16 protein-coding genes and 3 pseudogenes are annotated in these 23209 nt (G+C 59.7%); 16 read left to right on the forward strand and 3 right to left on the reverse strand.

Annotated elements, in window-relative coordinates; translation table 11 throughout:
* Window positions 1-134: 134 nt before the first annotated feature.
* The 6 genes and pseudogenes from V1289_RS06655 (at window position 135) to tnpC (ending at window position 5476) form a co-directional block, all read left to right on the forward strand.
* Window positions 135-1169 carry a CBASS cGAMP-activated phospholipase gene (locus V1289_RS06655; protein ID WP_334396187.1) on the forward strand — a complete coding sequence of 345 codons (1035 nt, stop codon included), beginning with the start codon at window positions 135-137 and terminating at the stop codon, window positions 1167-1169.
* Window positions 1170-1814 (forward strand): cyclic GMP-AMP synthase DncV-like nucleotidyltransferase, encoded by a 645-nt coding sequence (locus tag V1289_RS06660; protein ID WP_334396188.1) that lies wholly within the window; start codon window positions 1170-1172, stop codon window positions 1812-1814.
* Window positions 1760-2560: a nucleotide-binding domain-containing protein gene (locus V1289_RS06665; protein ID WP_334396189.1), complete on the forward strand. Its 801-nt coding sequence runs from the start codon at window positions 1760-1762 to the stop codon at window positions 2558-2560. The genes V1289_RS06660 and V1289_RS06665 overlap by 55 nt, the downstream gene beginning before the upstream one ends.
* Window positions 2561-3110: 550 nt before the next feature.
* Window positions 3111-3209: pseudogene (locus V1289_RS49535) on the forward strand (hypothetical protein); the annotation flags it as partial.
* A gap of 384 nt (window positions 3210-3593) precedes the next feature.
* Entirely contained in the window at window positions 3594-3941 is a 348-nt protein-coding gene (gene tnpB, locus V1289_RS06670) for an IS66 family insertion sequence element accessory protein TnpB (protein ID WP_334396190.1), read from the forward strand.
* Window positions 3942-3997: 56 nt separating this feature from the next.
* On the forward strand, window positions 3998-5476 hold the full coding sequence (gene tnpC / locus V1289_RS06675; RefSeq protein WP_334396191.1) for an IS66 family transposase: 1479 nt from the start codon (window positions 3998-4000) through the stop codon (window positions 5474-5476).
* Between the two features lie 73 nt (window positions 5477-5549).
* Here the strand turns inward: tnpC and V1289_RS06680 are convergent, their stop codons facing one another.
* Window positions 5550-8411: an ATP-binding protein gene (locus tag V1289_RS06680; protein ID WP_334396192.1), complete on the reverse strand. Its 2862-nt coding sequence runs from the start codon at window positions 8409-8411 to the stop codon at window positions 5550-5552.
* A 111-nt stretch (window positions 8412-8522) separates the two neighbouring features.
* On the opposite strand from V1289_RS06680, the pseudogene V1289_RS06685 reads away from it, so the two are divergent.
* Window positions 8523-8627: pseudogene (locus V1289_RS06685) on the forward strand (DNA starvation/stationary phase protection protein); the annotation flags it as partial.
* Window positions 8628-8638: 11 nt separating this feature from the next.
* Here the strand turns inward: V1289_RS06685 and V1289_RS06690 are convergent.
* Complete coding sequence (locus V1289_RS06690) at window positions 8639-11464, reverse strand: ATP-binding protein (RefSeq protein ID WP_334396193.1); 2826 nt, start codon at window positions 11462-11464, stop codon at window positions 8639-8641.
* A gap of 649 nt (window positions 11465-12113) precedes the next feature.
* Between V1289_RS06690 and V1289_RS06695 the strand changes: the two are divergent.
* Window positions 12114-12797 (forward strand): annotated as a pseudogene (locus V1289_RS06695) (winged helix-turn-helix domain-containing protein); the annotation flags it as partial.
* A 204-nt stretch (window positions 12798-13001) separates the two neighbouring features.
* On the opposite strand, the gene V1289_RS06700 reads toward V1289_RS06695, so the two are convergent.
* Complete coding sequence (locus V1289_RS06700; protein WP_334407990.1) at window positions 13002-13490, reverse strand: hypothetical protein; 489 nt, start codon at window positions 13488-13490, stop codon at window positions 13002-13004.
* A 189-nt stretch (window positions 13491-13679) separates the two neighbouring features.
* Between V1289_RS06700 and V1289_RS06705 the strand changes: the two genes are divergently transcribed.
* From V1289_RS06705 to V1289_RS06735, 8 genes are all read left to right on the forward strand, one after another.
* Window positions 13680-14909 carry a hypothetical protein gene (locus tag V1289_RS06705; RefSeq protein WP_334407992.1) on the forward strand — a complete coding sequence of 410 codons (1230 nt, stop codon included), beginning with the start codon at window positions 13680-13682 and terminating at the stop codon, window positions 14907-14909.
* 360 nt (window positions 14910-15269) lie between these two features.
* Window positions 15270-15587 (forward strand): winged helix-turn-helix domain-containing protein, encoded by a 318-nt coding sequence (locus V1289_RS06710; RefSeq protein WP_334396194.1) that lies wholly within the window; start codon window positions 15270-15272, stop codon window positions 15585-15587.
* 148 nt (window positions 15588-15735) lie between these two features.
* Window positions 15736-18081: an ATP-binding protein gene (locus tag V1289_RS06715; protein ID WP_334396195.1), complete on the forward strand. Its 2346-nt coding sequence runs from the start codon at window positions 15736-15738 to the stop codon at window positions 18079-18081.
* Window positions 18082-18346: 265 nt separating this feature from the next.
* On the forward strand, window positions 18347-18775 hold the full coding sequence (locus V1289_RS06720) for a hypothetical protein (RefSeq protein ID WP_334396196.1): 429 nt from the start codon (window positions 18347-18349) through the stop codon (window positions 18773-18775).
* Window positions 18776-18869: 94 nt separating this feature from the next.
* Window positions 18870-19835, forward strand: coding sequence for a sensor histidine kinase (locus tag V1289_RS06725; protein ID WP_334396197.1), 966 nt, complete (start codon window positions 18870-18872; stop codon window positions 19833-19835).
* Window positions 19836-19896: 61 nt separating this feature from the next.
* Window positions 19897-21144: an alpha/beta fold hydrolase gene (locus V1289_RS49540; protein ID WP_442895962.1), complete on the forward strand. Its 1248-nt coding sequence runs from the start codon at window positions 19897-19899 to the stop codon at window positions 21142-21144.
* 137 nt (window positions 21145-21281) lie between these two features.
* On the forward strand, window positions 21282-22127 hold the full coding sequence (locus V1289_RS06730; RefSeq protein ID WP_334396198.1) for an alpha/beta fold hydrolase: 846 nt from the start codon (window positions 21282-21284) through the stop codon (window positions 22125-22127).
* 155 nt (window positions 22128-22282) lie between these two features.
* Window positions 22283-23149, forward strand: coding sequence for an alpha/beta fold hydrolase (locus V1289_RS06735; RefSeq protein ID WP_334396199.1), 867 nt, complete (start codon window positions 22283-22285; stop codon window positions 23147-23149).
* The last annotated feature ends 60 nt before the right edge of the window (window positions 23150-23209 follow it).

A 23209-nucleotide genomic window follows, 5' to 3' on the forward strand; every position in this document is an offset into this window, starting at 1 on the left:
TGATGCGAGCATTGAACCGCGACCTCAAAACTACTTAGCAGCCACGCATCTCAAACATGGCAACGCCACAAAGTAGCACCAAATCGAGTGGAAACTAAAAACGAGACAAGGCGTCCACGAAGATTGGGGTCCACATGATCTGGCTGCTCGTTTTGGTCTTGATTTGCGCAATCAACGTCGTGGCTGGCCGTGCCCATAGCCGATATCTCGACAGGCTCGAAGCGAGATCGGACTCCATCCAGCTATTTCTGGGCGGTTCCCCTGACTGCGTGGATCAAATCAAGCCTGTTGACCATTTAGCGGCGGAAGGATCGCAACTCCACGAGCCTCGCGCCGGGCGGCGATCGGCTTCATGGCGCTCGCCGACGCAAGGTCATTGCTTAGTTTCAACGCCACCGCGCCGCAAGCGGCCGCCACAGAGCACTTTGGGAAAGCGGCTCGCGTTACTCGATAACGCGACATCGGCAAAATATTGTTCTTGTGTTCTTAGAAGCACAATTGAAGCGATCGTGGGTAAGGATTCTAAGATCGGAGACCTTGCTCACCGGGTTGTGATCCCAACAGTCAATCTAACTAAGGGCTCGCCGCAGGTTTTCAAAACAGACCATCACCCGACCTTTCAGCGAGACTGGAAAGTGCCGATCGTGGACGTTGCACTTGCGACGTCCGCCGCCCCTACATTCTTTCCGCTTCACCGGATTGGTGGAGAGCTTTTCGCTGACGGCGGCCTTTACGCAAACTCACCCGATGATCTCGCTCTCCACGAAGCGGAGCATTTTCTAGACCAAGCCCGCTCAGAAATTTCCATGCTGAGCGTCGGGACGACGACGGCCAAATTTTCGTTTTCCAACTCTGGCGACACCGATCTGGGATGGATGGGATGGATGGACAATCAGCGCCTTCCCCGAGTCATGATCTCATCGCAACAGCTTAACGCTGAATATATGATGCGGCACCGTCTGAAAGACAATTATCTCCGAATAGATCATCAACAGTCGCCTGAGCAAGAACGTTTTCTCGCTCTGGACGTCGCAAGCCCTGGTGCCATTTCAGACATGAAAGCGCTAGCCGAGTCCTCCGTGCGCGATGCTCTCGGCAAGACCAACCTACCCGCCCTGCTTAAGCATGTTGCCGCACCCCCAGCCTTCTACAACAGGAGCGGCACCTAAATGGGAATCGCTGCGAGCTTGTTTTATTCGACGTCGGACACTGAAAACTGTTTGGACTGGCGCGTTCGCCCGTCCGACGAACAGTATGATGCGCAAAAAGAGCGCAGGAACGATCTGGCGGACTATCTCCGCGACGATCTCGCGGAACGGTCTGATTGCTCGATCGCGTCGTGGCTTCAGGGGTCATACAAATTTGGCACACAAGTGAGGCCGGCCGGGCCAGAACAGGAATTCGATATTGACCTCGGCGTGTACTTCAGGTGGTCCGGTGAGCCGGAAGATGGCGACCACGATGCGAGCGATCTCAAAAAGATGGTGCAGGCAAGTTTAAAGGATTATTCCAGCAATGACGACAACGACGCTGCCAGCGTTGGTGAACCGAGGGCGAAATGCAGCAGGGTTCATTTCGGTGATGGATTCCACATCGACGTTCCCGCCTACCATCTCGATGGCACCCGGGATGCCGTGCGCTCGCGACCGCGGAAAACAAATGGGAAGATAGCGACCCTAAGGCGATCTATAATTGGTGGAAGGACACCACGGGTGACGCCGATCGGGCCCGCTGTCGACGCCTGGTCCGTTATTTCAAGATGTGGACAGCGCTTCGTATCGAAGAAGAGGCTAGACCATCGTCAATTCTGCTGACGATCTTGGTGGCCGAAGCGTTTCAACAACTCGACAAAGGCAACCTTACTGGCGACGATGAATTTTTGCGAGAAATTGCCCAAGAGATCGTGAACCGTCTAAACGGCGCTTACCGGGTTCCAAATCCTGCAAACACCGAGGAGAATCTTAACCGGCTTTCCAGAGACAACAGTTCCGCATTCGTAGGCAAGCTGGAAGATTTGCTCGCTATAGCCGATCGTGCATTGGCCGCTCAAACAAAAACAGTGAGCGCGGAGGTATGGTCAGAGGCCTTCGACCATTTCTTTCCAGTGCCGGCGGCGGGCGATGAAGAAGAAGCCGTCCTCAAAATTGCCGAAAGCCGCTCGCTCGCCACACTCAAATTTGACCCCATTGTCAACGTGCGAGCGACCAATCGCGGCAGAGTATTTACCGGACTTGACGGGATTGGACCAATTCCAAAAGGTTGCGAGATCAAGTTCGCGTTAGCCAATTACCAAGCGCTTCCGGCGGGAGCGACCGTTAGCTGGATGGTCCGCAACTCGGGCAAAGAGGCCGAGGACATTAACGACTTAGGTCACCGCGCCGGCGAGGGAATTTCGGTCGCGAGGGATTCAGCTTACCGTGGGACGCACTTCATGGATGTCGCGATCAAATTGAATGGATTGCTGATTGGGAGCAAGCGAATCCCAGTGACGGTGACGGGCCTGGGTATGCCCCCCAGGAATCTGCCTCGTCCAGCCTGGACGAAATTGAGGCGCCAATAGTCTGGCTTCCGGCCCCTCTCTCGGACGCCGCCCTCGGGCGGCAGTCATGATCAAACAAGTCTCCGCCGATAGTCTTCGCAAAACGGGAATATTCGCGGACAAGGCCGGAGACTTTCGTCGATTTGCGCCTCAAGATCGGCGAACCGGGAGTCCGGAGACGAAATCGAATGCGCGAAAGCCGGGATTTCCGGCCCATTGTCGCGGTTCTTGGGGAGCCTGGCCGAACGCCGGAGTGGCTGGCTGGCGACGCAGTGCTGATCGCACCCGTCTCCACGCAAATACCCTGCTAACAGGGAATTCTACAGGGAAAACTGCGCTTTTGGGACTCCTTGTACCGATTTCGCGGCAAGAAGTCCCTGTGCTGCAGCCACTTCTGGAGCAATTCCCTAGTTGAATTAACAGGGAAAAGTTTTCGAAGAACAGGGAATTTTATTTGAGTATCAGGTAATTTTTGACGGCAACGAGGTAAGCGTCCATTTCTTGCACGCTTGTTTCCTCGCGGTTCGGACGCGATCTGTTCTCGCCGATAAATTTTCAGGTGGAGGACGAGATGTCGCCAGTTCGCGAACGTTACGGCGAGGCTTTTTGGCGGGCGCACCATGAGGCCTGGGTAGAAAGTGAGCTCAATCAGCGTGAGTATTGCGAGGCTTACGGGATTCCGCTCAAGGCGTTCGGCAATTCGCGTGCGAAGTTCAAGGCCGAGCCACAACTACCGGCGCGCAAGGTGCTCTATCGGCGCAGCGGCCTAAGTCATGCCCTTAGTCATGGTCTAAGTCATGGGCTTAGTCATGACTTACGCCCTACTATCCCACCTGCGCGCGAGGGTCGGCGTAGGAAGTTCAGCGAAGCTGATAAAAGACAAATACTCGAGCAGGCGATACTGCCGGATGCGTGCTTTGCAGCAGGTGGCCCGCCGCTATGGGATAGCAGAGCGTGTCCTGTTCCGTTGGAAGCAGGAACTGACGCAGGTGGCACCGCTATTCGTGGCGGTAGAGATTGTGGATGCGACCCCGCCCACCGAGGAGCGCACATCATGACGCTGCTTCCTGCGGGCGTGAAGGTGCACCTGGCCTTCGGCTATATCGACATGCGCAAGGGCATCAATGGGCTCGCGATGCTGGTCCAGGGCGTGCTGCGGCAGGATCCCTTCTCGGGCCATCTCTTCGTGTTTCGGGGTCGGAAGGCCAACCTCATCAAAATTGTGTTCTGGGATAGCACCGGCCTGTGCCTCTTCACCAAGCGGCTCGAGCACGGCGTGTTCCTCTGGCCGTCGAACGTCGACCCGGGTGGAACGCTGATGCTGAACTCGGCGCGTCGACTGGCGCGCACCCGAGCGGCAGTGGCGACCGGCTGTGGCGGGATGATCGCTGCGGCCGATTGACTCACTTGCATGTGGATCAGTGAGGACGCGCGCGAGTCAGCGTAAACTTCCGGCTCATGGACATCAATCTTGCCACTTTGCCAGATGATGTGGAGATGCTGCAGCGGATGGTCCGGACGCTCGCGACCGAGCGCGTCAACCTCACTGCGGCGCAGGCGGAGATCGAACGCCTCCGGCTCATCGTTCAGAAGCTGCAGCGCAGCCAATTTGGTCGGCGCGCCGAACGGCTCGATGACGACCAGCTGCAGTTCGGTTTTGAAGACCTCCACGCCGATATCGCGCGGGTCGAAGCCACGCTTCCATCAACGACGGTCAGGACGCCGAGATCGCGGCCCGATCGACCAAGCCTGCCGGCGCATCTGCCCCGCGAGGACATGCGGCTCGATCTCGAGTATCAAGCGTGCCCCTGCTGCGGCGGCGAACTGCATGTGATCGGCGAGACCGTCAGCGAGATGCTCGATCATGTGCCCGCGCGGCTTCGAGTCATCCGCATCTGCCGGCCGCGCTATGGCTGCCGGGCCTGCGGGGCTATTCATCAGGCCCCCGCCCCGGAGCGTCCAATCGCCAAGGGCCTCGCCAGTCCAGCTCTTCTCGCTCATGTCCTGATCGCTAAATACTGCGATCACCTTCCGCTTTACAGGCAAAGCCAAATCTTCGCCCGGCAGGGCGTCGAGATCGACCGCCCAACCCTGGCGAACTGGGTGGGCAGCGCTTGCTGGTGGCTGGAGCCGCTGCAGGCCCGCCTCGCAGCCCATGTGTTTGGATCAGCCAAGTTGTTTGCCGACGACACGCCGATCCCGGTGCTCGATCCCGGCCGCGGCCGCACCAAGACCGGCCGGTTGTGGGTCTATGCGCGCGACGATCGACCCTGGTCCGGGCCCGAACCGCCGGCCGCCGTCTACTTCGACAGTCCGGATCGCAAGGCAGAGCGTCCTGCCGCCCATCTCCAGCACTTCCGTGGTGTGCTGCAAGTCGACGGCTATGCTGGCTTCGAGCGGCTGACCGCGCCGGGCGACATCGTACTGGCGGCGTGCTGGGCTCACGCACGACGCAAGTTCTACGATCTGCACGAAGCGACCGGTTCACCGATCGCCGCCGAGGCCTTGCGGCGGATCGCCGAACTCTATGCGATCGACAGATCGATCCAAGGCAGCACCGCAGACGCACGCCGGCATGTTCGTAACACCAGTGCCCGGCCGCTCATCGAGATGATGAAGCCTTGGCTCGAGACGGAGCTTGGCCGCGTTCCACCCGCCGGCCCCCTCGCCGAGGCCATTCGTTATGCGCTCGCGCGCTGGCCAGCCCTCACCCGATTCCTCGATGACGGGCGCAAAAACCATCTGTTCGCGGGCTCGGACGGTGGCGGCGTCCGATGGGCAACCATCTGCTCCCTCATCGCCACCGCAAAGCTCAACAACGTCGAGCCCTTTGCCTGGCTCAGAGCCGTCCTGCAGCGCATGACCGACGGTCATCCCGCCAGCCGCCTCGACGAACTCTTGCCCTGGAACTGGCAGCCTATAAACGCCAAGGTATAGGTCACGTGCAAGGAATGGACGCTTACGCAACGAGATCAGTCTTCACCTATCCGAACTAAGCGCAAAATATGAGTCAGCGCAAAGAGTTGAGAAACGCCTTCGCGGCCTTCAGGTCGGCGGTTTCAAAGCCCTCGCTGAAGCGATCGTAGACCGATTGCAGAAGGGTACGTGCCTCGGCGATCCGACCTTGATCATGCTGCAAGCGTGCAAGACTTGTGGATGTTCGCAGTTCCCATGACAGGGCGCCTTGCCGGCGCGCCAAATCGAGCGATTGCAAGAAGTGCTCTTCGGCCGCCGTCGTGGCCCGCGGCGCACCCTCCCGCTGGATGAGTTCGCCTTTGATGCGCAGAAGCTCGGCGACGCACCAGCGCTCCTCGTTGCGCTCGGACCGTGCGAGCGCCTCGTCGATGATCGAGAGCCCTTCGGCAGCTTTACCATCGCGACCAAGGGCGTCCGCAATCTCGGCGAGAAATAGAGCGTAAAGGAGGCTAAGCGCGTCCTGAGGAACGCGGGCGAAGCCGGTGCGTAGAAGCTCCAACCCGGCGCCAACCTCGCCGCGTTTGACGAGCAACACACCTCCGAAACATTGGCCCGCGACGTTCAACAGCTCCAGTGCGTGTCTGGTGGAAAGGTCCATGAGCACCTTTACGTAGCGCTCCACCAAGGTCAGATCGCCGGTGAAAAGCGCAACGGGGCAGGCTGATCGAAGCAGGGCACCGGTCAGCGACACCGGGTGATCGCTGGCGCGAGAGTCGACTACATGACCTTCGATGCTACGCATCGCCTGGTCGGCGTATCCCTGGAGCCAGAGTATCAGGGAGTGATATGAATGCGCCAACAATAGCTGATCGTATTGAAACCTGACGATGTGAGACCGCTTGGCGACATAGCGATCCAGCATGCGCTCGATATGCCTCCGCGCACTTTCCATGTCACCCAGGGAAACCAGTGCCACACCGAGCAGACGGTCGCCAATTGCGCCGTCGGCAGGATCGACCGATTTCGCTGCATAGCTGCAAAATCTTTCGGCCAACGCCGCCGCCGCCCGATAGCGACCGCTCGTGATGCAGCCCATAAACAAGCCCCAAGACGCTCGCAGGCGATAATCCGCGTCGTCGAGGCTTTCCGCGATCTCAAAGGCATTTGTAAAGGCCGCTACTATCTCCGGGCTCGAACCCTTGGTCAGAAACAGCGCGGCACCAAGGGCTGCATGCAGTTGCATATTGCGACGCGCGTCTCGGCTCTCGGCGGGGCCGGAAAGCGCTCGCTCGACGCGACCGCGACATTCCTCCATCAGCGACAAGAGCACCCATAGCGGCACCGCAGCTACCGTCAGCGCTACGCCGACTTCGGCCGCGCCAATCGGCGAGAAGGCCCAATCCAAAGCCGCGCGCACCTGTCCGATCTGATGGCCGTAGCGCACCGACCACACGGTCGTTGGCAATGTGTCGAGCTCTATTTCGGCTCTGTCAAAGAGATCCCGGTAATAGTTGGCATGGCGTCGTGCCGCCTGTTCGAACTCGCCGCTCTCGGTGAGTTTCTCCAAGGCATAGGCGCGCGTGGTCTCGTGCAACCGATGGTGCGCAATCACGCTTCCGGTTTCCGAGGTAACCAGAGACTTCGTGACAAGGTTCGCCAGGGCGCGGACCACGTCGGATGCGGTTATCTCGCCACCCGCCGCTATCACACTTGCCGCCTCTGCCGTAAAGTCGCCGGCGAAAACGGCAAGGCGCCGCATCACCAGGCGCTCGGGCTCAGGCAGCAACTCATAACTCCAGTCCAGCGTTGCACGCAGTGTCTGGTGCCGCGGGAGAGCTGTTCGGCGGCCGCCGGTCGACATTCCCAAGCGGTTATCCAGGCCCGCGGCGACCTGTTGAAGCCCAAGCGTGGCGACGCGAGTCGCCGCCAGATCGATGGCCAGCGGGATGCCATCGAGGCGCCGACAGATGGCGGCAATTGATGGTAGGTTATCTGCATTCGGCGAGAAATCCGACTGCAACGCCCTCGTCGTGGCGATGAAAAGCTGCACCGCGCTATGACCAGGAATATTGCCGGGTTCCTCATACTGTGGGGGCACGTCCAACGGGGGAACGCGATAAACGTACTCGCCCTCGATCTTCAGGATCTCCCGGCTCGTTGCAAGAATGGTCGTTCGCGGACACATGCGCACGATCGTTTCCGCCAACTTGGCCGCTGCGTCGATCACGTGTTCGCAATTATCGAGTACAAGCAAAAGTTTCTGTGCTCCGATGGCCCGGGCTACGGACTCGGCGGAAATCTGGTCGCCAGCCAACTTCAGTCCGAGGATCCCTGCTACGGCGGACGGCACGAGAGCGGGATCCGACAGCGACACCAGCTCGATGAACCGAACGTCACTGTGAAGTCTCGGGAACAAGTTACGGGCCACCTCCAATGCCAACCTGGTTTTCCCTATTCCCCCCAGTCCGGTCAGGGTGACCACCCGGTAAGCAGACAGAAGACCGCGAACATCCTGCATGGCATTAGTTCGGCCGACCAGTTCGGATGCTGCCGCAGGCAAGTTGGTCTGAAATGGCTCGGCTCGACTTGGCATCGGTTCGAGATCAATCGCATCGACTGACGATGTGGTCTCCTGCCGAGATGTCCACGCACCGAGCAGGCGATAGCCACGACCGGACGCCGTCTTCAGCAATTCACGATCCGGACCGAGCGCCTTGCGAATCGCGGATATGTGAACTTGAAGCCTATTTTCTTCAACGATCGCGCCCGGCCATACGCGAGCCGAGAGGTTGTCCTTGGTGACAAGCTCACCCGCCGACTGTACCAGCACCTCGAGGATGTCGAACGCGCGCCCCCCGATCGGGACAGGAACTCCCCGCGCTCGCAGTTCGCGCCGAGCGAGATCGACCTCCCATTCGCCCGATTCGTACACCGGTTGTCGGCCTTGTGCGCGCACTCATGTCCCCTGTTCAGAATATCTCACGTTTTATCAGAATTTAGCTGCGTACGAGAGGGCTTTAGCCGACGTTCACCAGGGCCGACCAAACTCGAGGCCTGACAAAGCGGGCAGGCCGAGCAAATCTTCGCCGCCGCTGACACAATCGCCGAGCGCGTGCACAAGATCGGTGGAGCGACGCTGCGTTCGATCGGCCATATTGGCCGTTTTAATCGCACCAGGATGCGTCACTGCAAGAAGCTGAGATACGCCTTCGCGGTCTTCAGGTCGGCGGTTTCAAAGCCCTCGCTGAAGCGATCATACACCGATTGCAGAAGGCTGCGTGCCTCGGCGATCCGACCTTGATCATGCTGCAAGCGTGCAAGGCTTGTGGATGTTCGCAGCTCCCACGACAGGGCGCCCTGCCGGCGCGCCCAGTCGAGCGATTGCAAGAAGTGCTCTTCGGCCGCCGTCGTGGCCCGCGGCGCACTCTCCCGCAGGATGAGTTCGCCTTTGATGCGCAGAAGCTCGGCGACGCACCAGCGCTCCTCGTTGCGCTCGGACCGTGCGAGCGCCTCGTCGATGATCGAGAGCCCTTCGGCAGCTTTACCATCGCGACCAAGGGCGTCTGCCATCTCGGCGCGAAATGGGGTGAAGAGCATGCTGAACGCGTTGTGTGGGACGCTGGCGAACGCGGTGCGCATAAGCTCCAACCCGGCACCAATGTCGCCGCGCTTCATGAGCAAGACGCTTCCAAAGCATCGACCCACGAGGCTCTCCAGCGCGTGCCTGGCGGAAAGCTCCAGAAGCGCCTTCATGTAGCGCTCCGTCAAGGTTAGATCACCGGCGAGAAGCGCAACAAGGGCTGACTGAAGCAGGGCATTGGCCAGCGACAGCGGGTGACCGCTGGCGCGAGCGTCGACGACCTGGGATTCGACGCTACGGATGGCCTGTTCGGCAAATCCCTGCAGCCAGAGTATTCGGGAGTGATGCGAATGCGCCAACAAGCGCTGGTCGTATTGAAACCTGATGATGTGCGACTTCCTGGCGACATAGCGACCGAGCATGCGCTCGATGTGCCGCCGCGCACCTTTCAGGTCACCCAGGGCAAGCAGCGCCACGCCGACCAGACGGTCGCCGATCGCCCCGTCGGCAGGATCGGTCGTTTTCGCCGCATAGAGGCAAAACCGTTCGGCCACCGCGAGCGCTTCCCGATAGCGGCGGCTCGTGAAGCAGTCGACAAACAAGCCCCAAAGCGCTCGCAGGCGATAATCCGCATCGTCGAGGCTTTCCGCAATCTCAAAGACGTTTGTCCAGGCGGCTAACGTCTCGGGGCCGGAGCCCTTCGTGAGAAAGAGCGCCGCGCCAAGCGCCGCATGCAATTGCATGTTACGACGTGCGTCTCGGGTCTCGGCCGGGCCGGAAAGCGCCCGCTCGACGCGGCCGCGACATTCCTCGATCAGCGACAAGTGCATCCACAGCGGCACCGCAGCCACGGTCAATGCTGCGCCGACCTCGGCGGCGCCAGTCGGCGAGAAGGCCCAGTCCAAAGCCGCGCGCACCTGTCCGATCTGACGGCCGTAGCGTGCCAGCCACACGTCCATTGGCAATGTGTCCAGCTCTATTTCGGCGCTGTCGAAGAGATCCTGGTAATAGTTGGCATGGCGTCGCGCCACCTGGTCGAACTCGCTGCTTTCAGCGAGCTTCTCGAGGGCGTAGGCGCGCGTGGTCTCGTGCAGCCGATGGTGTGCGATCGCACTTCCGGCCTCCACCATCACGAGAGACTTGGTGACGAGGTTCGCCAGAAAGCAGAGCACTTCCGATGCGTTGATCTCACCACCCGCCGCGATCAAACTCGCCATCTCCGCCGTAAAGTCCCCGCCGAAGACGGCGATGCGCCGCACCACCAGGCGCTCGGACTCGGACAACAACTTATAGCTCCAGTCCAGCGTCGCGCGCAGTGTCTGGTGCCGCGGCAGAGCCGTTCGCCGACCGCCAGTCAGCATTCCGAAGCGATCATCCAGACCTGCGGCGACCTGTTGGAGCCCAAGCGTGGCGACGCGAGTCGCCGCCAAATCGATGGCCAACGGAATACCGTCGAGCCGCCGACAGACTGCGGCGATTGATGCAAGGCTCTCTCCATCCGGTGCGAAATCCGAGCACAACGCCCTCGTCGTGGCGATGAAAAGCTGCACCGCGCTGTGACCAGGAATATTGCCGGGTTCCTCATCCAGTGACGGCACATCCAACGGGGGAACGCGATAAACGTACTCGCCCTCGATCTTCAGGATTTCCCGACTCGTTGCAAGAAGGGTGGTGCGGGGACACATTTGCACGATCGTTTCCGCCAACCTGGCGGCTGCGTCGATCACGTGTTCGCAATTGTCGACAACAAGCAGAAGTCTCTGTGCCCCGATGGCCCGAGCGACGGATTCGGCGGAAATCTCGCCGCCCCCCAACTTCAGGCCGAGGACTGCTGTCACGGCGGTCGGCACGAGAGCGGGATCCGACAGCGACACCAGCTCAACGAGCCGAACGTCACTGTGAAGTCTCGGGAACAAGTTACGGGCCACTTCCAATGCCAGCCTGGTTTTTCCAATCCCTCCCGGTCCGGTCAGCGTGACTACCCGATGGGCGGACAGAAGACCGCCCAAATGCCGCACTGCATCGGTTCGCCCGATCAGTTCTGATGCTGCTGCAGGCAAGTTGGTCTGAAATGGCTCGGCGGGGCTTCGCGGCTCGAGATCAGTCGAATTTGCTGCCGATACGCTCTCCTTCCGGGAGGTCCAGGCTCCGAGCAGGCGATAGCCGCGACCGGACACCGTCTTCAGCATTTCACGATCCGGACCAAGCGCTTTGCGAATCGCGGATATGTAAACTTGAAGCGTATTTTCTTCAACGATCGCGCCCGGCCATACGCGAGTCGAGAGGTCGTCCCTGGTGACAAGCTCACCTGCCGACTGAACCAGAACTTCGACGATGTCGAACGCGCGACCGCTGATCGGGACAGGAACTCCGCGTGCTCGCAGTTCGCGCCGAGCGAGATCGACCTCCCACTCGTCCGAGTCGTACACCAAACATCGGCCTGGCGTGGGCACGTCGGACCCCTTTTCAGAATATTTCAGGTTTTTACCTACAATTTGGCGACGCACAATAGAAGCTTCGGACCAATCGGCCCCCGATCGGTTCAGTCGCGTCACGACAACCCGTGCTGCATAGCACGCTTTGAGTTTCGGGCAACGCCCCTCGATATTTCAGGATTTTTCAGCACTGCTTCAAGGAATTGCTGTGCTTGCCAGGATAAGCATTGTCCCGGGATGGCATACCGCATGGTCCATTATCTGGACATTCCTTCACCCGGACCCGCCGCGAACCCTGCATTCGCGACTGCTGCCAGTAGCCTGACCGAAATTGCACAGTTCTTCAATTCAATCATCATTCGGAACCGTGCCGACCTCACTCAGTGCCGCAGCGGCAGCTTTGGTCAGGGACGCAGGCGGTTACGGCGTTTCGTCAGCGTCGTCGGAGCCGATGGGATTGGCAAGATAACCGTCGCTGTAAAGGTCGGCCACACACTGCACGCGGCCGGGCTCGGAAAGGCCTCCTGTCACATTTGGTTCACCTTTCCGAGACGGACAGTCAGCAAGTGGACACGCGCGTATGGATGATAGCGACAACTTAGGAACCAATGACGTCGCTTCATTTGGCCCATTTCATCTGTTTATGGCCGAAAGGCTGCTTGAGAAAGCGGGCGAGCCGCTTCAGCTTGGCGGTCGCGCACTCGATATCCTGATTGCTCTGGTCGAACGGGCCGGAGAAGTCGTCAGCCGCAAGGAACTGATCTCGCGAGTCTGGCCGGATGTGATTGTGGAGGAGGCCAACCTCCGTGTCCATGTGTCTCACCTTCGCAAAGCGCTTGGAGAGGGCCACGACGGCGCCCGTTACGTCGCAAATGTCGCCGGTCGGGGCTATTGCTTCGTCGCTCCCGTGACACGATCGGCATCACAACGATCAGCCCCGCAAGCCCGGTCGCTTGTCAGCGATCGGCGCCACAAACTGCCGGCGCGGTTGACGAGAATGGTCGGCCGCGACGATACCGTCCGCGCGCTGTCGGCCCAGCTGATGACGCGGCGCTTCGTCAGCATTGTTGGCCCGGGCGGCATGGGCAAAACAACCGTCGCAGTCTCGATTGCCCACGCGCTGATTGATGATTTCGAGGGCGCGGTTTTCTTCGTCGACCTGGGAGCGTTGACCGATCCCGGTCTTCTGCCAACGGCGGTTGCATCGGCGCTCGGATTCATGATGCAAGCTCGGGATCCTTTCCGGAATCTGTTGGCCTTTCTCGGTAAGAGGCGGGTCCTCATTGTGCTCGATAGTTGCGAGCACGTGATCGACGCAGCGGCGGCGTTGGCCGAACCAGTTGTCAGCGCGGCGCCGCAAACGCACATCCTGGCAACCAGCCGGGAAGCACTGCGGGTCGAAGGCGAACATGTTCACCTGCTGTATCCGCTCGGTGGCCCACTCGATGATGTCGGCCTGACAGCTGCTGAAGCGCTCACATTTCCGGCTGTGCAGCTTTTCGTGGAGCGCGCGGCAGCGAGCGGCAATCGCTCAGGGTTGAGCGATGCCGATGCGCCGATCGTCGCCGGGATCTGCCGCCGGCTCGACGGAATTGCGCTTGCCATCGAACTTGCGGCCAGTCACGTCAGATCCCTTGGGATTCGCGGAACGGCAGACCTGCTCGATAATCGTTTCAAGCTGCTCTGGCAGGGCCGGCGCACTGCGCTGCCGCGCCACCAGACACTGAACGCGATGTTCGCCTGGAGCTATAACCTGCTGCAGGAGCGCGACAAGCTGGTCCTGTGCAGGTTGTCGGTCTTCGTCGGGGTCTTCACGCTCAAGGCCGTTCTGTCGGTCGCCGGCACGGAGGCAAACGACCCGGAGGTCGTCGATGCGGTGGCGAGCCTGATTGCGAAGTCGCTGGTATCGACGATAACCATTGGCGAATCGACATATTATCGGCTGCTCGACACCACACAGGCCTACGCCGCGAGCATACTTGCCGAACGCGACGAGGCTGACAACCTCGCCAGGCGCCATGCGATTTACTACTCCAATTATCTCGAATACGACGAGGTCGTCCAATCGGCCTTTGGCGGGCACGATCTGTCAGGATACGCGCCTCATATCGGGAATGTGCGAGCGGCCCTCGAATGGGCATTCTCGGATCGCGGTGACGTCGCCGTCGGTTCCGAACTCGCCACCTGGGCGGCGCCATTGTTCGTGGGGTTGTCGCTGCTCGACGAATGCAGGAGCTGGTGCGAGCAGGCGCTGGCCGCTCTCGACGATGCCGGCCGCGGGACCAGACGGGAGATGATTCTCGAGGAGGCCCTGGCGCTATCGTCGATGTTTACCAAAGGAAACGGTGACGAGGTTCGCGCCGCAATCGAGCGAGGAATAGTGCTTGCGGAAACCTTCGAGGACCAAGACCATCAGCTTCAGCTTCTTGCCGGTCTGAACATTTTCCTCACGCGAATTGGCGATTTCCGCGGCGCATTGATTGTTGCAGAACGGGGAGTCGTGATCGCTCGGGCAGCTGCAAACACGGCTGGCCTTGTCATGTCGGACTGGATGCTCGGCGTTTCTCATCATTTGGTGGGAAATCAGGCTGAGGCACAACACCATTGCGAGGCCGGTATGGCCAAGGCCGTCGAGTTGGGCCCGCTCAATGCCAACTTCTTTGGCTACGATCATCGTATCCGCGCGCTCGTCGCCCTCGCCCGTGCCTTGTGGCTGCGCGGCTTTTCAGAGCAGGCGCTCAGAATGGCACAACAGGCCATCGACGAAGCCGAGCGTCGTGATCATCCGGTTTCGGTCTGCATTTCGCTGATTTATGCGGCACCGGTCTTTCTCTGGAGCGGCGACCTGGAACGAGCCGCGGACCTCATCGAGCGATTGGTCGCGTATGCCGGACGATACTCGCTGGCGCCGTATCGCGCCGTCGGGATGGCGCTAAAAGGTGAACTCGCCGTCACCCGTGACCAAGCGGGATCCGGCCTGATTTTGTTGCGGAACGCGCTGGAGACGCTGCACGCCGAACGGCACAACATCCTGGCCACGGTTTTCGCCAGCGCGCTGGCGGAAGGTCTGCGGAAGACCGGGCAATTCGACGAGGCGCTGGTCATCATCAACGGAGCCGTCGCGCAGGCAGCCAGTTGCGGAGCGACGTTCGACATGGCGGAACTGCTGCGGATCAAGGGACAAATTATCGCGGCAATGCCGCGACCGGACTGGGCGTCAGCCGCGGACTGCCTGATGCATTCGCTCGCCGTGGCGCGAGAGCAGTCTGCGCTGGCCTGGGAGCTGCGATCGGCAACGGCTTTGGCCCGCTTGCTGTCCGAGAACGGACAGCGCGACCAGGCCCGCGACACACTCGCTCCGGTCTATGACCGGTTCACGGAAGGTTTCGAAACGGAGGATCTTCGTGTCGCGCAGCGTCTCATCCACGATTTGGCGTAGCTCGTCGTTTCCCTTGGCCAGGCGGAGCCGCCGTAGCTATCGCATGGTCCGGGCGCCGGCGATGCAACTAGCCTTCAGAAAAATGCTGGGTATTTTGCCGCAGAGGCGGGCTGGATCATCGTCGAATGAGCGATATTGCCCTCAGCTCCCAATTCTCCTCGCACGCCACCTTCAGTGGCGCATTTCGACGGGATCGACGGTAGTCGGGAAAGCTCCCGCCCCAACTTGTGCAAGCGCGGACAACACTAGAGCACGCTCGGGAAAGACGCGCGCGGAGTTGTAGTGATGGGCGACGAATTACCGAGAAGGTGGGTTGCGTCATTCGGCCCGTTTCGTCTAATTGCGGCGGAAAGATTGCTCATGAAGGAGGACGGTCCCGTATCAGTGGGCGCGCGTGCCCTGGACATCCTAATCGTTCTTATCGAGCGTGCGGGGGACGTCGTGGGCCGACGGGAACTGATCGACCGGGTCTGGCCCGACGTCATCGTGGAAGAAGTTAATCTTCGGGTGCATGTCGCCAATTTGCGCAAAGCACTTGGTGACGGCCGCGACGGGGCCCGATACGTGACCAACGTCGCCGGACGAGGTTATTGCTTCGTCGCACCCGTCCGGCACTCAGCGGGCTCAGAGCCAGGTCTTCCGATTCCGCGCCGCGGAAAGTCTCGCCACGACGCATAGATTACCTGCTCCACTGTCCCGAATGGTTGGTCGCGAGAAGACAGTCGTGGATCTTTGCTCACAGCTCTCCACCCGGCGCTTCGTTAGTATTGTCGGGCCTGGTGGCATGGGTAAAACGACGGTCGCTGTCTCAATGGGGCACAGGCTGTTGACCGACTTTGACGGCGCCGTTTGCTTTTTTGATCTTGGGCCGCTCAATGACCCTCTTTTCGTGCCGAGCGCGGTCGCGTCGACGCTCGGCCTGCTGATTCATTCCAACGATCCGACCCCAGATCTCATTACCTTTCTCCGTGACAGGCGGATGCTGTTGATCCTCGACAGTTGCGAGCACGTAATCGGGTCGGCGGCAGCATTGGCAGAGCGCATTTTGGGAGACGCTCCGAATGTGCATATTCTGACCACCACCCGGGAATCGCTTCGTATTGAAGGAGAGTATGTTCATCAACTATCACCGTTGGACAACTCTCCCGACGATGCGAGCCTTACCGCAGAGCAAGTGCTTGCGTTTCCCGCGGCACAGCTTTTTATGGAGCGGGTGACGGCTGGGGGCAGCCGCTTTGAACCTAGAGATGCAGATGCGCCGATCGTTGCTGAAATCTGCCATAAGCTGGACGGTATCCCGCTCGCGATCGAGCTCGCGGCGGGATGCGTAAACGCCCTTGGTCTGCGGGAAACTGCAGAGTTCCTCGATAGCCGCTTTCGGCTTCTCTGGCGGGGGCGCCGCACCGCACAGCCTCGTCATCAGACCTTAAGAACCACACTCGATTGGAGCTATGACTTCCTCTCCGAAAGCGAACGTGTGGTTCTACAGAGGCTGTCGGCTTTTGTCGGAGTTTTTACCCTCGATGCCGCCCAATCAGTCGCGATGGCGGATGACCTGAGCGCAGCGCAGGTCGTTGAGGCTGTAGTGGGGCTGGTGACGAAGTCGCTCGTATCTGTCGATACCGTCGACGTAACGTCGCGGTACCGCCTGCTCGACACCACTCGCGCCTACGCTTTGGCGAAGCTGATCGACGCCGATGCTGCTGACGATGCAGCGCGGCGTCACGCGATCCATTTCCTTGAATTCCTCGAACGCGCCGCTAACTCCGGACCAGTCACGTTCGAGGCAAAAGCCCTTGCTTCGCATCGCGAGCATCTCGGCAATGTGCGGGCCGCTTTGGAATGGAGCTTCTTCGAGCGCGGCGACATTCAGATCGGCACCGCACTTGCCGCTGCGTCGGCGCGCATGTTCTTGGGTTTGTCACTGCTCGCTGAATGCCATCGCTGGACCGAACGTGCGATCGCGGCTCTCGATGACGACACTCGGGGCACAAGCCGCGAAATGGAGCTTCATTCGTCGCTCGGCTTGTCGCTGATGTTTACCAAAGGCAACAGCGAGGAAGCCCGCATCGCACTTACCAAGGGACTCGCGCTTGCCGAACAATTAAACGATCGAGCCAACCAACTACGATTGCTCGGAAGGCTTCACATCTTCCACGAAAGAATAGGGGATTTTCACGCGGCGCTTGCGTTCGCACAGCGCAGTGAGGCGATCGCCGCCGAAGCAGCCGATCCGGTCGGAATCGCCGAGGCGCATTCGATACTTGGCATCTCTCGTCATCTAGAGGGAAGCACGCTGCGTGCACATGCCCATCTGAAGGCAGCTCTCGCGCCGGTCCCGTCTTCGCAAGGTGCCAACACATTCCGTTTCGGTTTCGACTATCGCAATCGGGCTCGAATAGCGTTTGCACGCAACCTGTGGCTTGAAGGCTTTCCGGAGCAAGCAATATCGGTCGCCGGTGAGGCGGTCAAAGAAGCCGAAACCTTAACCCATCCGATCTCACTTTGTATCGCGCTGATTTGGGCAGTGTCCGTCTACATCTGGACCGGCGATTTGGCGGCCGCCGATGTGGCCATCAACAAATTCATCGCGCAAGCCGACCAATACTCGTTAGCGCCCTACCAGGCGGTGGGCCGCGGCGTCAAAGGCGAATTGTCGATCAAGCGCGGCGAAACTGAAACAGGAATCGCGCTGGTGCATGGTGCATTGGAGGCGTTGCACGGACTGCGCTATGAACTACTGACCACAGCGTTCAATAGCGCGCTAGTGGAAGGTTTCACTATGAGGGGACGGTTTGAGGACGCATTGACCACGATCACCGAAACCATCGCTCTTGTCGAGCGCAACGGTGACCTGTTCATGATGCCCGAGCTCCTTCGCCTAAAAGGCAGCGTATTGGCGTCGTCGCCGTTCGCGGATGTAGACGTCTGCAGGAATTATTTCCAACGGTCATTCGAACTAGCACGCGTACAAGGTGCTTTGGCTTGGGAGCTGAGAGCTGCGACAAGTCTCGCCTTGCTTCCGGCGAAGCGAGAGCGCCGGGGGGAAGCGCACGGCGCGTTGTCGTCTGTCTACGACCGATTCACCGAAGGCTTCGAAAGTCACGATCTTAAACGGGCGAAAAGTGTCCTTGAAGAGTTGGAGCGCCCGCGATTGGCCGGAGATAGCTGATCCTTGACCTGCCAGTTGCAGGTCCGGCGCTCGCGGCAGGTCGTAGCATCGATTGCGACGGCCGATTGATCGACCCAGTCGAAAGAGAAAAAGGCCGCGCGCCTGCTGGCGGATCCCTCGGGGAATTATCACCGACTAGGTCGACTGCGCCGGCTGACAAGCTCGCCAAGTTCACGCGATGCTCACCCGGAGGCTTATCCCGTACCGACAGTCCGCTTTTCAACTTTTTACAAGTTACAACGCGCCAGAGCGCCTTCCGTGGGCCATGATCGTAGCAAACATCCGCATGCCACGACCTCAAGGGCCCGTCATGTCCCATCCCCATCTTCCGCAAGTCCCGCTGCCTGCGCTTCCGCCGCCCGTGTCGGCCTACGTCCAAGCGACCAACAGCTTCGATCTCGAAGGGCTGCTGTCCGCTTTCGCGGACGATGCGCTCGTTAACGATCAGCTGCACGACTATTGGGGAAAGCCGGCCATCAGGGAATGGGCAGAGCGCGACATCATTGGCGAAAGATTGACGATGCATGTGGTCAAGATAGTAGAGCACTATGGGCACTTCATCGTAACGGCAAACGTCGATGGCAACTACGACAAACGATGGTTGCCCGATCCGCTGGTACTCGCCTTCTACTTCTCAGCCCACGGCGATCAGATCGTTCAGCTCATCATTCTTCGCAATCAGTACGACATATGAAAGACCGCATCGGCTGCCGCAATCCAGACCGCTGGATTGCCGCCTTTACGGCCGACGAACTACTGCCCAGAGGTCCAACTGAAGATTTTACACTATGCGACAATTTACACCTCCTTACAACGCTGAACTCGCGTCCAATCCGATGCTGCGTAAATCTCTTCCCGGCGACCAGGTCATCCAACGCGAGCCCTTGGCTGGAAGAGAGGATATCATGACCGACACAAACAGAAGGCTTGCGCGACACAAACAGAAGGCTTGCGACTGTCACCAGGGGGCCAGCCTCACGCGGACGACCGAGCAGCCAGGGACCTTGGGAATGGTAGGCAGGGCAGACCCACAACGGACCACCGACTTTCAGGTCGTGCTCCTCGCCATGGCTGGTCATGATCTTCGACAGCCTCTGCAGATCATCCAAAGTTCCCACGAACTTCTCGGCATCGGCGTCCGGACCAAATCTGAGCAAAATCTGCTGCAGAGGGGCCAGCACGCGATCGATCGCCTCAATGGGCAACTCGATCAACTGTTGGGAGCCGTTCGCCTCTATGAACACTCCAAGGAGGCTAAGCTCTCGCCCGTCGCGCTCGAACCGCTGTTTCGGCAAGCATGCTATGAAAATGAGGAAAGCGCATTTCAGAAAAGAATTGATATCCGTATCTGCCCAACTGGCGCGTCCGTCATGAGCGAAGCGCTGCTTCTCAACGGCATCCTCCAAAATTTGGTCAGCAACGCTATCAAATATACCGAACCCAAAGGCCGGGTTCTCATTGGCTGTCGCCGTTCGGGCCAAAACATGCGCATTGACGTTTGCGACACGGGCATCGGTATCGCGGGTGAGCAACTGTCTAGAATCTTTGAGGCATTTACCCGACTTGATTCCACGCGGTGTGATGGACTCGGTATTGGGTTATTCATCGTGCGCCGGGCCATCGAAGTGCTCGGGCATCGCATCGACGTTAGCTCTGTCGCCTCCCGAGGATCCCGCGTTTCCGTATTCGCAGCGCGAACCGACGAGAGGAGCCACATCATCGCGTCCGAGCAGAAGCACGGAGCATTGGAATGACGATCCTGAGAAAGAGCCCAACATGAACCGTGTAATATCAGATAAGCCGAAGCGTGCTCGGATGAAGGTGTTGCTGGCATTATTTCGAGCCGCTGGACTATCGTGTGGTTTGATAATCGGATCGGCGCCCTTGTGCTTGGCCGAGGCTGAGTTGAACCGCCAAGATCCGTCGCTTGATGCACCGTCTTCACGAAGGCCAGGCCCGGCGCGAGGAGCACTAATCTCAGCCCAACCACTGAACACCGCGGCAGCATTACCAAGCGCAGCGCGAAATTTTCTTGTTCTCTATAATTCGAGGACCCCGGACGATTCAGACGTGGTGGTCTCTGGCACGGTCTCAGTCCCGGCGGGGAATCCGCCTGCTGGCGGCTGGCCGCTGATCACCTGGACGCATGGCACGACCGGCCTTGCGCCTCACTGCGCGCCGTCGAACGATACTGTGGACGGGCCTGAGCACAGGTATCTCTCTGCCACCCAAGCGATGCTCGACGCCTTTGTACGGCACGGCTACGTCGTCGTCGCAACCGATTACCAAGGATTCGGTGGGGCCGGTGTACAAGCCTACCTCGTTGGTATGGGCGAGGCACGAAGCGCGATTGATATCATGCGAGCCGCTCGAAAGGTTGATTTGGCTGTCGGGACGCGATACGTGGTGATGGGTCACTCACAAGGCGGTCAAGCTGATCTTTTCACAGCGGCAATCGGACCAGATTATGCGCCCGAGTTTACTCTTCTCGGTAATGTCGCAATGGCACCGGCATCGCACATCGGTGAGCTTGTGCAGGAAGCAGTGATCGGGTCGCACCCGTCTCCAATCCTTCCCTTCCTTACTTATATGCTTCAATCCTACGCGGCTTATTATCCTGAGATAGCTCTCGAGCGAATCCTGAAACCCCGAGCCTTGGAGCATCTGTCGGACACCTGGGATGGATGCATTGATGACGCGCTCGCTGCCGGTTACTGGGCTGAGTCAATTCCCAGCCACCAGTTTGTTACCCAGCCTGACCTTAGTCCTTTGCTAAAGGCCGCAGCTGCCAACGAGCCGGGACAGCTTCGCATCGTAGCACCGACACTACTCATACAAGGAACTAGCGACCGAACGATACCGCCGAAAAACATTGACGCGGTGGCTCGCGATCTTTGCCGGGTCGGTGACTCCGTATCTTACCGGACCTACCCCGACGCAAGCCACGCGGGAGTGGTGGACGTGGCCAGATCCGATATCGAGGCTTGGGTGAACGCGAGGTTTGCTGGCCTGGAGGCAACGAGCAATTGCGACGAACCTCCGTCAGCTGCAGCATCACGGTAACCCGAAGATTTCTCGATCATCGATGCCTCGCCGAGTACAAAAGCACCTCATCGCTAGAATGCTTAAGGCGCATGCACAACCAATGACGATCGCAAATCGCTATAGCTGAGTCTATCGCCCTGAAAATGGAGCTTGTCATGCAGACGACCGAACACCAACGCGTTGCTATCCTCCGCAAGCAGCGCATTGCCACCCTGCTGGGGGAAATCAATGTTCACGTCGTCGGCAACGGTCCGGCCATGGTTTGCTGGCCCAGCCTTTTGATGACGGGGCAGATGTGGCGGGGACAAGTCGACCATTTCGCAAGCAGCCATAGGATGGTTCTGATCGACCCGCCCGGCCACGGCGAAAGCGATCCCTTGAACCGGCGTTTCACACTTGAGGAATGTGCCCTATGCCTGACCCAGATCCTGGATCAATTGGAGATTGAGGACTGCGTCCTGCTCGGTAACTCTTGGGGCGGAATGATGGGCGGCGTATTCGTTGCCCTGTATCCGAGCCGGGCACGCGCCGCCGTATTGATGAACTGCACGGCTTCGGTGGCTGGTTGGCGCCAGAAGATGGAGTTCTTACTGATGACGTCAATGCTGCGCCGACGGCGTACCGTCCCAAAATCGATCGTCAGCCGCGCAGTCAAGGCCTTTGCCGGTGCGACGAGCGAAAGGACGAAGCCTGAAGTGGTGGAATACATCCGCTCGACGGTGGCCGCAGCCCGTGCTGAGTCCGTCTGCTGGGCGATCGATAGCATCGTTCCGTACCGCGTCGAGCATCGTGCCCTTTTGGGCGCCATTCGAAAACCAGTTCTGGTGGTGGCTGGCGAGGAGGACCGAACATTTCCGGTCGCCGAAACCCGCGCCATGGCGGAGGCCATCCCCGGCGGTCTGTTCAAAGTGCTACCCAAGGTCGGGCATCTTGCTGCCCTGGAGGCTCCACAACCGGTCAACGCCACCATCGATGAGTTTTTAAAAGAAGTTGTCGCATAAACGAGGTTGGAGCGGCCCGGATGCACATGATTTACACGACTTCGGCTTCGCGTCTGAAATGAAATCTATCCGATAATGGGATGATGCGCGCGGGCTCCGAAATCTACAAGGACAGTTGTGCGGCCTGCACAAGGATTCCAAGAGGAGCGAAGGTCATGGTAACACAATCGACTACACACCATCGATGTGTGGCGAACGGCATCAAGTTCCACTATGCCGAGGCTGGTGAGGGTCCGCCGGTCGTCCTCTTGCATGGTTTTCCTGAGACCTCCTATGCTTGGCGGTATCAGATCGAGGCATTGAAGACGCGCTACCGGCTGATCGTGCCGGACCTGCGTGGATACGGCGCGACGGACAAGGCGCCCACCGGCTACGACAAGCGCACCATGGCGAATGACATTCTCGCCCTGATGTCCAACCTCGGCATCAAGCGGGCGGCGATCGTCGCCCACGATCGCGGAGCGCGGGTCGGCCTGCGGCTCGCCAAGGATCATCCCGACGCCGTGGCTCGCTTCGCGGCGCTGGATAACATTCCGACGCGTTTGCTCTTTGGGATGATGAATGCCCGGGTTGCACAGGCAAGTTGGTTCTTCTTGTTCCAGGGCGTCCGGGATTTGCCAGAAGCGCTCATCCAGGGCCGGGAGGAACTCTGGCTTCGCTATATCCTGACCAGTTGGACCTATGACCCGGGAGCCCTCAGCGACGCCGACATCGCCGCCTATGTCCACGCCTATGCGCAACCGGGCGGGTTGCGCGGCGCGTTCGAGGACTATCGGGCCTGGCGAGAAGACATCGCGCAGGATGAAGAGGACAAGGACGTCAAACTTCGCTGCCCTACCCTCGCTTTGTGGGGAAGTGAGTTCGAGGCGGCGAAGATGGTCGACATGGCCGAACTCTGGCGCGGCATCGCCGAGGACCTTACCACGGCGCCGATTGCCTGGGCTGGACACCTCCCGCACGAGGAGCGGCCAGCAGAGGTTAACGCGGCGCTCGAGGCCTTCCTGGCACCGTGGCAGGGCTGACGACAGGTGCGGCGAAGTTTCCCAATCAGCCACTTCAGCCTGTTCATGATCAAGGCGGTC

This window comes from Bradyrhizobium sp. AZCC 2289 (genome assembly GCF_036924615.1).
In the GTDB taxonomy this organism is placed as follows: Bacteria; Pseudomonadota; Alphaproteobacteria; order Rhizobiales; family Xanthobacteraceae; genus Bradyrhizobium.

Coding starts and splice junctions, on each gene's coding strand:
- V1289_RS06655 (WP_334396187.1), top strand. CDS start 135: ATGATCTGGCTGCTCGTTTTGGTCTTGATTTGCGCAATCAACGTCGTG.
- V1289_RS06660 (WP_334396188.1), top strand. CDS start 1,170: ATGGGAATCGCTGCGAGCTTGTTTTATTCGACGTCGGACACTGAAAAC.
- V1289_RS06665 (WP_334396189.1), top strand. CDS start 1,760: ATGTGGACAGCGCTTCGTATCGAAGAAGAGGCTAGACCATCGTCAATT.
- tnpB (WP_334396190.1), top strand. CDS start 3,594: ATGACGCTGCTTCCTGCGGGCGTGAAGGTGCACCTGGCCTTCGGCTAT.
- tnpC (WP_334396191.1), top strand. CDS start 3,998: ATGGACATCAATCTTGCCACTTTGCCAGATGATGTGGAGATGCTGCAG.
- V1289_RS06700 (WP_334407990.1), bottom strand. CDS start 13,490: ATGGCGCCTGGCGAGGTTGTCAGCCTCGTCGCGTTCGGCAAGTATGCT.
- V1289_RS06710 (WP_334396194.1), top strand. CDS start 15,270: ATGAAGGAGGACGGTCCCGTATCAGTGGGCGCGCGTGCCCTGGACATC.
- V1289_RS06720 (WP_334396196.1), top strand. CDS start 18,347: ATGATCGTAGCAAACATCCGCATGCCACGACCTCAAGGGCCCGTCATG.
- V1289_RS06725 (WP_334396197.1), top strand. CDS start 18,870: ATGCGACAATTTACACCTCCTTACAACGCTGAACTCGCGTCCAATCCG.
- V1289_RS49540 (WP_442895962.1), top strand. CDS start 19,897: ATGAAGGTGTTGCTGGCATTATTTCGAGCCGCTGGACTATCGTGTGGT.
- V1289_RS06730 (WP_334396198.1), top strand. CDS start 21,282: ATGCAGACGACCGAACACCAACGCGTTGCTATCCTCCGCAAGCAGCGC.
- V1289_RS06735 (WP_334396199.1), top strand. CDS start 22,283: ATGGTAACACAATCGACTACACACCATCGATGTGTGGCGAACGGCATC.